This is a genomic window from Micromonospora sp. D93, assembly GCF_018070365.1.
GTDB lineage: Bacteria > Actinomycetota > Actinomycetes > Mycobacteriales > Micromonosporaceae > Micromonospora > Micromonospora ureilytica.
Genome location: NZ_JAGPXW010000004.1, coordinates 132,589 through 144,760, shown reverse-complemented (window position 1 = coordinate 144,760; position 12,172 = coordinate 132,589). Strand labels below are relative to the sequence as shown.

General features: G+C 69.5%; 10 protein-coding genes and 3 pseudogenes. 6 read left to right on the top strand and 7 right to left on the bottom strand.

Features of this window, described 5'->3' with window-relative positions; genetic code table 11:
• Positions 1-24: 24 nt before the first annotated feature.
• The 3 genes and pseudogenes from KBX71_RS06705 to KBX71_RS06695 all read right to left on the bottom strand — a co-directional run.
• Positions 25-954 (bottom strand): annotated as a pseudogene (locus KBX71_RS06705) (threonine/serine dehydratase); the annotation flags it as partial.
• A complete protein-coding gene (locus KBX71_RS06700) occupies positions 951-2,423 on the bottom strand; it encodes an amino acid adenylation domain-containing protein (protein ID WP_210817132.1) in 1,473 nt (490 codons plus the stop codon). The pseudogene KBX71_RS06705 and the gene KBX71_RS06700, both read right to left, overlap by 4 nt.
• Positions 2,420-3,367 carry an ornithine carbamoyltransferase gene (locus tag KBX71_RS06695; protein ID WP_210817131.1) on the bottom strand — a complete coding sequence of 316 codons (948 nt, stop codon included), beginning with the start codon at positions 3,365-3,367 and terminating at the stop codon, positions 2,420-2,422. The genes KBX71_RS06700 and KBX71_RS06695 overlap by 4 nt, the downstream gene beginning before the upstream one ends.
• Positions 3,368-3,544: 177 nt before the next feature.
• Here KBX71_RS06695 and KBX71_RS06690 point away from each other — a divergent pair, with 177 nt between their 5' ends.
• Together KBX71_RS06690 and ectB are read left to right on the top strand one after the other, a co-directional pair.
• Positions 3,545-3,742 carry an MbtH family protein gene (locus tag KBX71_RS06690; protein ID WP_093402962.1) on the top strand — a complete coding sequence of 66 codons (198 nt, stop codon included), beginning with the start codon at positions 3,545-3,547 and terminating at the stop codon, positions 3,740-3,742.
• 187 nt (positions 3,743-3,929) lie between these two features.
• Entirely contained in the window at positions 3,930-5,186 is a 1,257-nt protein-coding gene (gene ectB, locus KBX71_RS06685; protein ID WP_210817301.1) for a diaminobutyrate--2-oxoglutarate transaminase, read from the top strand.
• Between the two features lie 101 nt (positions 5,187-5,287).
• Here ectB and KBX71_RS06680 read toward each other — a convergent pair whose 3' ends face one another.
• Entirely contained in the window at positions 5,288-5,599 is a 312-nt protein-coding gene (locus KBX71_RS06680) for a hypothetical protein (RefSeq protein ID WP_210817130.1), read from the bottom strand.
• Between the two features lie 469 nt (positions 5,600-6,068).
• Between KBX71_RS06680 and KBX71_RS06675 the strand changes: the two genes are divergently transcribed.
• Entirely contained in the window at positions 6,069-7,817 is a 1,749-nt protein-coding gene (locus KBX71_RS06675) for a helicase-associated domain-containing protein (protein WP_307846995.1), read from the top strand.
• 292 nt (positions 7,818-8,109) lie between these two features.
• Here the strand turns inward: KBX71_RS06675 and KBX71_RS06670 are convergent, their stop codons facing one another.
• From KBX71_RS06670 to KBX71_RS06660, 3 genes and pseudogenes are all read right to left on the bottom strand, one after another.
• Positions 8,110-8,283 carry a CsbD family protein gene (locus KBX71_RS06670; RefSeq protein ID WP_210817128.1) on the bottom strand — a complete coding sequence of 58 codons (174 nt, stop codon included), beginning with the start codon at positions 8,281-8,283 and terminating at the stop codon, positions 8,110-8,112.
• A gap of 46 nt (positions 8,284-8,329) precedes the next feature.
• A pseudogene (locus tag KBX71_RS06665) lies at positions 8,330-9,300 on the bottom strand (cation diffusion facilitator family transporter); the annotation flags it as partial.
• A gap of 151 nt (positions 9,301-9,451) precedes the next feature.
• Positions 9,452-9,724 carry a GlsB/YeaQ/YmgE family stress response membrane protein gene (locus KBX71_RS06660; protein WP_124820864.1) on the bottom strand — a complete coding sequence of 91 codons (273 nt, stop codon included), beginning with the start codon at positions 9,722-9,724 and terminating at the stop codon, positions 9,452-9,454.
• 204 nt (positions 9,725-9,928) lie between these two features.
• Between KBX71_RS06660 and KBX71_RS06655 the strand changes: the two genes are divergently transcribed.
• From KBX71_RS06655 to KBX71_RS34755, 3 genes and pseudogenes are all read left to right on the top strand, one after another.
• Positions 9,929-10,600: a DUF433 domain-containing protein gene (locus KBX71_RS06655; RefSeq protein WP_210817127.1), complete on the top strand. Its 672-nt coding sequence runs from the start codon at positions 9,929-9,931 to the stop codon at positions 10,598-10,600.
• Positions 10,601-10,762: 162 nt separating this feature from the next.
• Positions 10,763-11,455 (top strand): hypothetical protein, encoded by a 693-nt coding sequence (locus KBX71_RS06650; protein ID WP_210817126.1) that lies wholly within the window; start codon positions 10,763-10,765, stop codon positions 11,453-11,455.
• 449 nt (positions 11,456-11,904) lie between these two features.
• A pseudogene (locus tag KBX71_RS34755) lies at positions 11,905-12,132 on the top strand (transposase); the annotation flags it as partial.
• Positions 12,133-12,172 lie beyond the last annotated feature (40 nt).

Below are 12,172 nucleotides of genomic sequence, written 5' to 3'. Positions count from 1 at the left end.
CTCACCGGTTGACGCCGGCAGCAGTTCTGCCGGAGGTTCTTCTGTCTTCGTACTGCTGCTGCCGGCCGCGCCGTTTCCACCCGAAACGATCACCACCGCACGGCCGGCAGATCCGCGCCGTAGCGCGCCGGCCAGCGCTACCGCACCGCTTGGTTCCGCGCTGACACCGGCTCGGCGAAGAACACCCAGCGCGTGGGTGATCGCCTCGTCGGTCACGCCGATCAGGTCGTCGACCCGGTGCCGAATGATCGGCCAGGGAACCGCACCGGGTCGTTGCCCGCGCAGGCCGTCGGCGATCGTCATGGACGGTGGCAGCTCGGTCGGCGCACCCCGGGCAACGGAAACGGCGTAGCGGCGTGCGGACATCGGTTCCACCCCGACGACCCGCAGAGACAGCGCCGACGCCGCCAGGCAGACGCCGGCCAGCAGGCCACCACCGCCGGTCGGTACGAAGATCGTCGTGACGCCCGGCACCTGTTCGAGCACCTCAAGCCCGACCGTGCCGGCCCCGGCCACCACCAGCTCGTCGTCGGAGGAAGGCACCAGGACCGCCCCGGTCGCCGCGGCGATGTCCGCGGCCCGGCGGTCGCGTTCGACCACGCCGCCGGTCACCTGGACCACGCTGGCGCCGAGTGCCCGGATCTTCCGGGTCTTGCCGTCACTGGCCCCGGCAGCCATCACGATCGTCACCCTGATGCCCAAGGCGGCACCGAGCATGGCGACGGCGATGCCGTGGTTACCGGAGGAACCCGCCACCACCTCGTAGGCGTACCGGGCAAGCATCGCGTTCGCCGCGCCCCTGATCTTGAACGAGCCGCCGCGCTGGCGGTGCTCGGCCTTGACCAGCACCCGCGAATCCAGCGGCAGCACCGGAGTGCGATCCACCAGGCCGGTGATCCGGTCGGCGGCCAGGCGCACGTCCGCGAGGGTCGGCCCGACACCTGTCGTCCTCATGACCCGTCCACGGTGACCGCCCTGCGGTCGGTCTTGCCGCTGACCGTCGTCGGTAGGCGGTCGATCCGGGCGAACCGTCGCGGGATCATGTAGTGGGGCAACGTCATCGCCAGGTGGGCACGCAGCGCTGCGTCCGTCACCTGCGCCGACGCCGCGGCGACGTGCGCGATGAGGAAGACCCGGCCGCCGGCATCGGTACCCGCGGTGACCACCGCGCCGGTGACGGCGGGATGGGCCAGCAGCGCGCCCTCGATCTCGGCCGGGTCGATCCGGTAGCCCCGGACCTTGATCTGCCGATCGATGCGGCCGAGATACACGAGGCCACCGTCGGGCAACCGACGCGCCAGGTCACCGGTGCGGTACATGCGCGCGCCGGGTGCGCCGTGTGGGTCCGGCAGGAACCGGTCCGCGGTCAACCCCGGCCGGCCGCTGTACCCGCGCGCGACACCACATCCACCGATCCACACCTCGCCGACACCGCCGTCCGGCACGGCGTGCAGCTCGTCGTCGAGCAGATGCACGCTCACACCGTCGATCGGTGTCCCGATCAGGTCGACCGTCGGGTCCGGGACCGGCGGCACGGCGAAGCGGGTCGAGGTCATCGTGGTCTCGGTCGGGCCGTACTGGTTGATCATCCGTCCGGGCACCCGGTCGCGGCCACCGGCGACGACGAACGGTCGCAGCGACTCACCGCTGGACACGGTCAACCGCAGGTCGGGCAGATCGCTGCGCCGCAGTGACGTCAGGAAGGTCGGGGTGGCCGACAGAATCGTGTTCACCCCCCACCTGCGGAGGGCCGCGACGAACTCACCGGCGCGCAACAGGGTGGAGCGCGGCACCAGGACCACCTGCCCGCCGGCGACGAGCGGGGCGAACGTGTCACGGATCGAGGCGTCGTACCCGAACGGCGCGAGTTGCAGCACCACGGTGTCCGGACCGAGTTGGTAGTCGTCGACGATGAACCGTAGGTAGTTGGTGACGCCGCGGTGCTCCAGCAGTACCGCGTTCGGCGGCCCGGACGAACCGGAGGTGTGACTGACGTAGGCCAGCGATCGGGGCGACAACGGTCGCAGGGGTGCCGGCGCGTCAGGCGCGTCGACGAACACGGTCGGGCCGTCGATGGCGAGGTCGTGCTGCCCGGCCCGGGCCGGTGTGGTGATCAGGAACCGGGCCTGGGCGGTGCGGACCATCGCCGCCAGTCGCTCATCGGGCAGTTCGGTGTTGAGGGTGAGGAAGGCGCCGCCGGCCCGAAGCACGGCCGCCATCGCGATGACGGCCTCCGGGCCCCGGTCAACCATGACCGCGCAGACCTGCTCCGGTCCGACGCCCCGGGCGACCAGCGCCCGGGCCAGCCGGTCGGTCCGGGCGGCAAAGTCCTCGTAGCACAGGGCGGTGTCCGGGGTGACGATCGCCGGCGCGTCGGGCCGGGTCGTGGCGTGTGTCAAGATGTCGTCGAGAAACGTGGTCACAGCCCCGCTCCGCCGCTCGGCCGGTCGACGGCGCACCACTCCAGGACCGCCCGGGCGCTGTGGTACTTGTTCTCGGCTTGGGCGAAGGCGATGCTGTCGGGCCCGTCGAGTACCGCCCCGGTCACCTCCTCGCCCCGATGTGCCGGCAGGTCGTGCATGAACACCGCGCCCGGGCAGGCCGCCATCAGAGCCTCATTGACCTGGAACGGGGCGAACTCGGAACGCCAGTCGGGCGTCGGCTTCGTCGAACCCGTGGTCTGCCAGCGGGTGGTGTAGACGACATCCACCGGTGGCAGGCCCGACAGGTCGTGCCGCTGTTCGACCCGCGCGCCGCTACGCCGGGCGGACACCGCCGCCTGGTCGAGGTACCGCCGCTCCACGCCGTACCCGGGCGGGGTACGCAGGTGCAGCTCGGCGCCGGGGTACCGGGACAGCGCGAGGGTCAGCGCCGAGGCGGTGTTGTTCCCCTCCCCCACATACAGCACCCGTACGCCCTCGACCCGACCGAAGTGCCGGACGATCGTGGTGAGGTCGGCGAGGGCCTGAGTCGGGTGTTCGACCGCACTCATCGCGTTGATCACCGACATGCGCTTCTGGGCGGCGTACGCCCGAAGCTCGGACTCCGGCCCGACGGTGCGGGCGACCAGGACGTCGAGCATGCCGGAGAGCACCGCGCCGGTGTCCTCCACCGACTCGCCGGTGGCCAGTTGCAGGTCGTTCGGGCCGTACGTGATCAGGCCGGCGCCGAGACGCAGCGCACCTGCGGAGAACGCGGTCCGGGTACGGGTGGAGGTCCTGCGGAACAGCACGCCGACGACCGCCCCGGACAGGGGCTGGTCGGCTCCCGCGGAACCACGCGAGTACTCGGCGCCGCGCTGGACGATCCAGCGCAGTTGGTCGTCGGAGAGGTCGTCGATGGAGATCAGATGGCGTCGCTCGGTCATGCCGAGCCCCCTTCAGGTGGCGATCGGCCGTGAGCCCAGAGCCTGCGCGAGGTGCGGACCGTCGAACAGGGACGGAGCCGCACGACGCGTCTGCGTGTTCGTCTCTATGGACGGCACGCGTAGGCCCGGCAACATCGGGCTCAGCTATTCGGATCACCCGACCATGCCGGAGGGGTCATGACTGACGACGGTGTCTACCGCGTCGTGCGCAACGACGAGGAGCAGTACTCGATCTGGTGGGCCGACCGGGAGCTGCCGCTGGGCTGGACCGCCGAAGGGACGTCCGGGTCGAAGCAGGAGTGCCTGGACCATATCGGGAAGGTGTGGTCGGACATGCGGCCGCGAAGCCTGCGGGAGCAGATGGCCCGGGCCTGAGGCCGAAGTCCGTACCGCACCACACTTCATGCCGCCCCGCCCCGCCGAACATGGCGTGCGGCGGGGCGGCAGCACAACGCCCCGTCGCCGAGGGCCCGCAGCTCAGGGCCGTGGACGCAGGCAGCTACATCGACGCGGCTCCGAAACCGTGATGGACGGGCAGCTCCAACTCCGAGGAGACATCATGATGGCCCCCACTATCGAGTCAGAGGTCCGTAGTTACTGCCGAAGCTGGCCGATCGTGTTCGACCACGGGCGTGGCAGCCGAATGTTCGCCGACGACGGCCGCGCCTACCTTGACTTCTTCGCCGGCGCGGGCGCCCTCAACTACGGCCACAACCATCCGATCCTCAAGCGAGCCCTGCTGGACTACCTGGAGCGGGACGGGGTCACCCACAGCCTCGACATGCTGACCGCCGCCAAGCAGGACTTCCTCGCCGAATTCGCATCGCGGGTACTCGCCCCCCGCAGCCTGGACTACCGCGTGCAGTTCACCGGACCCACCGGTACGAACAGCGTCGAGGCGGCACTCAAACTCGCCCGCAAAGTGACCGGACGCCACACCGTCGTCGCCTTCACCGGCGCCTTCCACGGCATGTCACTCGGCTCACTGGCCGTCACCGGAAACGCCACCTTGCGCGCAGGTGCCGGCGTCCCACTCGGAAACACCTGGCGCGTCCCGTACGACGGCTTCGCCGGTGGCCAGGTCTCCGGGCTCACCCTGCTCGACACCATGCTCGCCGACAGCAGCAGCGGAATGGACCTACCGGCCGCCGTCATCGTGGAGACCGTGCAGGGCGAAGGCGGCATCAACCCGGCCCGCGCGATCTGGCTCGCCGACCTCGCCGAGCTGTGCGCCCGCCGCAAAGTGTTGCTGATCGTCGACGACATCCAGATGGGCTGCGGTCGCACCGGCCCGTTCTTCAGCTTCGAGCACGCGGGAATCACTCCCGACATCGTCTGCCTTTCCAAGTCCATCAGCGGGTACGGCCTACCGATGTCCCTTACGCTCTTCCGCCCCGAACTCGACGTGTGGCAACCCGGCGAACACAACGGGACCTTTCGCGGCAACAACTTCGCCTTCGTCACCGCGGCGGCCGCGCTCAAGGAATTCTGGGTCGACAGCAAACTGGAGAAGCAGACAGCGGAACGGGACATCCTGCTTGAGGCGAGGCTGGCGGAACTCGCCGGTCGGCATCGGGCGCACGCAGTGACGTCACGCGGCCGGGGCCTGGTGTGGGGTCTGGCCTTCCGGGAACCGCAGCTGGCCCGACGGGTCGCCCAGGAGGCGTTCGTCCGTGGGCTGCTGGTGGAGATGTCCGGATCCACCGACGAGGTGGTGAAGTTGATGCCGCCCCTGACCCTGACGGATGAGGAACTGGCCGAGGGCCTCGACATCCTGGAGCAGTCGGTGACGGCAGCGGTCGACCGCTACAGACCTTGAAGGTAAGTGGTCCCGGTCGTAAATCCTTCGGGGGTCGACGTGCTCGCGTTGGCAGTGCAGGGCGTCGGCGGTGACCACGGTGTCGCGTCCGATCGCCGCGGTCAGCAGCGAGTGCCCACGACGTGCGCGCCATCAGCGGCCGGGGTGATCAGGATCGCGCCGGTCACGACGTCAACGTGCAGCGTGAGGCTCGCTGTCCAGCCGAAGGCCCGCAGCAGCGCACGAGCGGTGACCCGGCCGGCGACGTCGGGTCGGTCCACGTCGAACAGCACACCATCACTCGTGCGGGCGGCGGGCGCGGGCAGTGTCGGCAGCGGCGCCGGCTCCGGCGACGCGACCCGCAGTGGGGTGGGTACGAGCGCCTCGACGAGCTGCTCGTCGGGCCGGCGAGGGCGCGGCCTGCCGGTGCTCACCTACGCACCCACCAGCACGGATGCGGCCGTGTCAGTGGAAGGTGGCAGCGACTCCCGAAGGCTCGCTGTGCACACATGAGACAGGTGGACCCGATGATCCACACGAGGGGAGTTGACCTCGCGTGGATCTCCACGAGAAGTGTCCGACGGCAGGTTGTCGTGGATGCGGGCGGTGATCCGGACGCCGCCGAGGTCGGCGTCCGCGCAAATGACGGGGCCGGCCGGCCCTGCCCATGCGGAGCGGCTGGAGACCGTTCCCGGCCGCTCGACATCCGGCTGTCGGAGGTACGGCCTCAGCTTGGAACCACCGGCGGCGAGCCAGGTCGCCGGGCTCAGGTTGGCGGCTGGCGAGTCGCGCCTACGCGGAGACGGTTTCGTGGGGTTGGATTCAGGGCGTCGCCGTGTGTCTGGGAGCGCCACCGTGAATCCGTATGATCAGCTTGCTGGCCTTGACCTGCCGACCCTTCAAGTGTTGGAGGCGGCTCTGGCGCTGGGTGGCCTGGTCACCGAGGCGGAGGTGTCGGCGTTGGTCGGCGCCGACGCGACGCCGTACCTGCAGCGTGCCGCCGATGCAGGGCTCGTCGCGCGGCTGCGGGGCCGTCTCACGGTGAGCGGCGTACTGCGGGAGGTCTTCGATTGTCCGCTGGGTGTCGGCCCGGCCGCTGGTCAGCTCGCCGCCGTGTTGAGCGTCGATGATCTGAAGGTGGTGGCGAACAACCTGGGGCTGCCCACGAAGGGCCGCAAAGCGGACCTGCTGGAGGCAGTGGCGGAGTTCTTCCTCGACACGGACAACGTGCACGCTCTGGTCAAGCGGATGCCGGCCGCGACGCGGACGGTGTTGGAGGAGGCTGACCGCGACGGTGGACGGATCCGTCGCCATGGCGGAAGCGGCATCGCACATCGGAGTCGGTACACGAGCCGCTATCGGCAGGTGCATCCGCTGGACTGGGCCGAGGAGCACGGGCTGGTCTACCGGGTGACCTGGGAGGACTATCAGCTGGCGGGTCAGGTTGCGCTCGCTGTGCGAGGAGCGGACTACCGGGCGCCATTCCAGCCGCAGGAACCACCGGTCACCTGGCGTACGCCGAATCCCCCGGCAGTGCGCCGTGATGCCCAGGCCCAGGGCATCGCCGTGGTCGGGCTGCTGTCGGCGCTGCTGGACGGGGCTGGACGTGAGCCGCTGGTCACGGTCAAGGCCGGCGGAGTGGGCGTGCGCGAGCTGACCCGGACGGCGAAGACGCTGGAAGTGACGGTTCCGACCGTGCGGCTGCTGCTAGCGGTCGCCCAGGGGGCCAGGCTGGCCGACCTCGACGATCGCGTGGTCCCGACGACCGCGTACGACCGCTGGCTCAAGCTCGGTCTGGACCGACGGCTCGCGGTGATGCTGAAGGCGTGGCGCGAGCTGGACTATCTGCCGTCGTCGCAGACTGGGCCGTGGGTTCCGGAGCACCGCCACAGCTGGTCTGCGCAAGCCCGGATCGTCGCACTGCGGGCGTTGGGCGACCGGGCGACGACGAACCTCGAGCAGGCCGCCCAGTGGATGTGGTGGCAGCAGCCGCTGGCCTTCGGCGGCACCACGGCCGTGAGGGGCCTGCTGGACGAGGCCGCAACCCTGGGGATCCTCGGCGCGGGCGCTGTCAGCCCTGCCGGGCAGGCGCTGCTGGCCGACGCGGACATCGCCGAGGCAGTCGGCGATCTGGGTGAGGTCGCCTGTACCGCCCGGCTGCAGGCCGACCTGACCGCGGTCGTGGCGGGAACACCGAGCCCGGATCTAGCTGAACTCCTCGGTGCGACCGCCGTCGTCGAGTCCCGCGGCACGGCCACGACCTGGCGCTTCAGCCCCGCGGCGGTACGCGGCGCGTACGACGCAGGCTGGACCGAGCAGCGCTTGTCCAAGGCCCTGACGAAGATCGCCGAAGGCGGACTGCCGCAACCACTGGTCTACCTGCTCGCAGACGTCGCCCGCCAACACGGGTCAGTACGGGTCGCGCCCGTGGCCAGCACCCTGGTCAGCGACGACACCGCCCTGCTGGCCCAGATCTGCGCCGACAAGCGGCTGGACAAGCTCAACCTGCGTCTACTCGCCCCCACCGTGCTGGCCAGCCAAGCCACCACCGCCGACACGATGGCCACCCTGCGCAAAGCCGGCTACGCGCCACGCCAGCAGAACGCCGACGGCCGCGACGTCATCGAGAAGACCCGCCGCCACCGCGCCTGACGGGCTGGAGAGCACCATGCTGGTCGTACGCCCGACCAAGCGTGCTGTTCAACCCCGACCGGTAGGCCACCGCTGCTCGGCGTCGCCGCGGTCGGCTACGGGTGCCTCGCGGTCAGCTACGCGGTCGCCGGAGGGCGGTGGGCCCGCGAGACCAGGCATGGTGGCGTCCGCCGGACGGCGACGATGACGTCCGTCGAGCGGTAAGCGCCGCCGGGCACAGGCGACGGCCACGACGGGGTGCCGTCGTGGCCGTCTAGTCATCCCACCCTGGTGCGCCTTGCGCGAGCCTGGGTCAGCTCTTGAAGGCGTCCTTGATCTTCTCGCCGGCCTGCTTCAGCTTGGAGCTGGCCTGGTCACCGCGACCCTCAGCTTCGAGCTGCTCGTTGTCGGTGGCCTTACCGGCGACTTCCTTGAGCTTGCCGGCGGCCTCTTCGGAGGCGTTGCCGATCTTGTCATCGATGCCCATGGGAGCCTCCTACAGTCAGTGGTGGCGCTACACGAACGTCAGTACCCCCACCGGCCAGCCCCAACCATCCGCCTTGAGGTGCGGTCAAGCGGGCAGGCCGGGTGCCGGCTGCCGGTCGATGTCGGGTTCGAGGTAGACGACCTTCGCGGTCGGCAACGCCTGGCGCAGGCGCGCCTCGGCGTCGTCGATGGTCGCGGCGATGCTGGCGCCGTTGTCGCTCGCGGACACGGCGATCTTCGCAGCGACCAGGAGTTCCTCAGGACCGAGGTGCATGGTGCGTAGGTGGATGATCCGGTCCACGCCGGGGGTGGACAGCAGCGCGGTGTGCACGGCGGCGACCTCCTCGGGTAGCGCGGACTCGCCGATGAGCAGGCTCTTGATCTCCGTGGCCAGGATGATCGCGATGCTGACCAGCAGGACGCCGATGCATCCGGTGGCGATGCCGTCGAAGACACCGTTGCCGGTGAGCACGGTCAGGCCAACGCCCAGTAGTGCGAAGACGAGGCCGAGCAGCGCGCCGGCGTCCTCCAGGAGGATCACCGGCAGCTCCGGAGAACGCGAGCGGCGCACGAACGCCACCCAGCTACGGCCACCGCGGACCTTGTTGGCCTCCCCCACCGCCGTGCGCAGCGCGTAGCCCTCCAGGGCCATGGCGATCACCAGGACGCCGACCGCGATCAGCGGCGACGTCAGCTCGTGCGGGTGGGTGATCTTCTGGTAGCTCTCGTAGAGGGCGTAGAGCCCGCCGAGGGTGAACAGGATGATCGCGACGAGGAACGCGTAGATGTAGCGCTCGCGGGCGTACCCGAAGGGGTGCAGGGGCGACGGGGCGCGGCGGGCGCGTTAGGCGCCGACCAGCAGCAGCGCCTGGTTGGTCGAGTCCGCCACCGAGTGCACGCCCTCAGCCAACATCGACGCCGAGCCGGTGATCGCGGCGGCGACGAATTTGCTCACCGCGATTCCCAGGTTCGCGATCAGCGCCGTCACCACGGCCTTGGTACTGCCCTCAGCCGCCATCGGCCCGTTTCCCCTCGTCAAAGCTGTCTTGCGAAGCGACCAGTGTGCCAGCGACGTCAGATCCGCCCACCAGGGGCGGTGCCCTGGCTTGCTTTCAGCGGCGGCGGGCGCGCCCTCCGGGAAGGGGCGGGCCCGCACGCGGGGTTCAGGGTCAGCCGACGCGGCGGCGGCCCCAGACGCCGGCGACGACCGCGACACCGATCGCGGCGAAGACGACCTGGATGAGCAGCTCGATCCAGTCGGGGCCGCTGGTGTCATCCACGCCGAGGGCGCCGGCGACGAGCGTGCCGAGGATCGCGGCGAGCACACCGATGGCGAGGGTCAGCCAGATCGAGATGTTCTGCTTGCCCGGTACGACCAGCCGGCCCAACGCACCGATGATCAGACCGATAACGATGGCGGCGAAGAAGCCAGAGATTTCCACGAGAGCCGTCCCTCCAGAGAGGTTGTCGTCGGCCCGATGATTGCCCCAGGCAACCAGCGGCAAAACCACCCCGCCCGGCGACGGGCGCCCGTCGGCACACGAGCGGTCCATGATGCTGCCTGGCTTCCGTGCACCAAGGCATGCGACGCGCGTCAACTCCGAGCGCGACCGGAAGACCCGCGAGTCTCGTGCGAGACTGTCGACGTGGTGAGCGTCCTTGAGCGTGAAGTCTTCTCCGAGGCCGAAGCGGCGCGGCTGCTGCGCGTCGCCCAGTCGACGCTGCACTACTGGCTTGAGGGCGACGAACGGCGAGGCAAAAGCTACAAACCGATCCTACGCACCGAACCGCGCGGTGGCCGCTCCGTGACGTGGGCCGAGTTCGTCGAGGCTGGCCTGCTGCGTGAGTATCGCCGAACCCATCGAGTGCCAATGGTGGAGCTGCGGGCCTTCATCGACCTGCTCCGGGAGCGGTTCGACGTTCCCTACCCCTTGGCCGACCGCCGCCCCTACGTCGCTGGCCGCAAACTAGTTCTCGAAGCCCAGACCGCCGCTGGCCTCGACCCGGACTACTGCCTGGTGGCTGTCGTCGGCGGCCAACTGCTGCTCACACCACCCTCGGCCGCGTTCTGGGAACGCGTGACGTGGGACGGCGACCTCGCCGCCGGTTGGCGCCCAGACCCCAACCCCCAGTCCCCCGTGCGCATCCCGCCAGACGTCCGCTTCGGCCGGCCGTCGATCAAGGGCATCAGCACCGAAACGATCTGGGAGCAGGACGAAGTCGGGCTCGACGTCGGCGAGATAGCCGAGACCTACCAACTCGACATCGCCGACGTCCGGTGGGCGCTGGCATACGAGAATTCCCAGCGAGCGGCGTGAGCCGGGTCAAACCCGCTGAGGTTCGCTACTACCTCGACGCTGACCTACTGGGTCTCGCACGGGTTCTCGCAGGACTACGCCCCCGACATCACCTACCCCGGCGACCCCGGGGCAGTGATCCACAAGCGGCACCGGCCGCCATGCCCGATCGCTAGCCCCGCGGTGAAGGACACCGTGTGGATCCCGGAGGTAGCCCGTCAGGGCTGGTTGATCATCACGCGCGACCGCCACATACAAGAACACCGGCTGGAGATCGCCGCAGTGCGAGACCATGCGGCAAAGATGATCGCGCTCACCGGCGAGGACGCGTCAAGCGTGTTCGCGCAGCTCGAGGTGGTCATGAGTCGTTGGCGCGACATCGAGCGCTGCGCGGCGGAGCCGGCACCCTTCATCTACGGCGTCACCCGCACCGGCATACGCAAGATCTCGCTTTTCTACACCGCCCGTCATCCGGCATCCACCACCTGCAACTGGCCGACGGATCTCCCCGCTGTCGGACTCACCGAAGCCGGGCCTGGCCCGGCATACCTGCGTACCAGCTTCCTGCTGCACTTCAACGCCACGACGATTGTCAGAGGGTCGCTGCACCTGGCCTTGTCATCGCAGCTCAGCCCTACCAGCGCAACTTGCGCGGGCGCGTTCGGTCAAGCGGGCGGATCCGAAGTGCCGTCAGTTCGCCACGCAGTGTCGGACGGACAACCTCAAGCCACTCCACAATGTCGTAGTCGGCAAGGCATCGGGGCGCCGACGACAGGTACCGCAGTCCGAAGCCAGCGAAGTACGGTGTCACCTCGCCTCGGACGTCCTGCCCATGCAGGTGAATCGATCCTGAGTCCACCCCCCTGCTGCTCGTAGTGGGCGAGCACGACGCGGTCCTCAAGAGCCACCTGTTCCAGTTCGATCGCACGCATGGCTACCGCTTCGAGAAGCTGCTCACGCACCGGTCGCGGCAACCACCGGTCGAGCCCCTCAAACTCGGGGCTCATCGCGTCCCGTGGGGCACGGGCCGCCGTCGGATCTACGGCGACGCCACGCAGCCTCTCCAGAGCGACGCTCAGGTCGTCACCTCGGCGCCACAACAGCGTCAGGTCGAAATCCGCCCGCGTCCGCATGTTGTAGACCAGCTGACATCCCCGTGTCCGGCCCACAAGCGGCCCGCGCAAGTCTCCGTGCGGATCCCGGCCAGCGATGAGCGCCTGGGCCCTCGGACTCGCAAACTGCCAATCAGCCCCGTCGAACTTGAGGTTCCCCCGGTAGCTCGGAGGCTTTCGATCATGCTCTGATGGAGCTGAAGGGAGTCATCCGTGGCAGCACCGAAGAAGTACCCCGATGAGCTGCGTGAACGTGCGGTGCGTTTGTATCGGGAGTCGGACCCGAAGCCCGTGATCCGCCAACTGGCGCGGCAGCTCGACGTGCATCACGAGGCGTTGCGGAACTGGATCCACCAAGACGAAGCCGACCGTGGCCAACGTGACGACCGGCCGACCAGCGGGGAGCTGGAGGAGCTGCGCCGGCTGCGGCGGGAGAACGCCGAACTGAAGCGGGCCAACGAGATCCTGAAGGCCGCTTCGG

Bases quoted from the DNA above. Each gene is read 5' to 3' on its own strand.
- KBX71_RS06695 (WP_210817131.1), bottom strand. From the start codon at position 3,367: ATGACCGAGCGACGCCATCTGATCTCCATCGACGACCTCTCCGACGAC.
- KBX71_RS06690 (WP_093402962.1), top strand. From the start codon at position 3,545: ATGACTGACGACGGTGTCTACCGCGTCGTGCGCAACGACGAGGAGCAG.
- ectB (WP_210817301.1), top strand. From the start codon at position 3,930: ATGGCCCCCACTATCGAGTCAGAGGTCCGTAGTTACTGCCGAAGCTGG.
- KBX71_RS06670 (WP_210817128.1), bottom strand. From the start codon at position 8,283: ATGGGCATCGATGACAAGATCGGCAACGCCTCCGAAGAGGCCGCCGGC.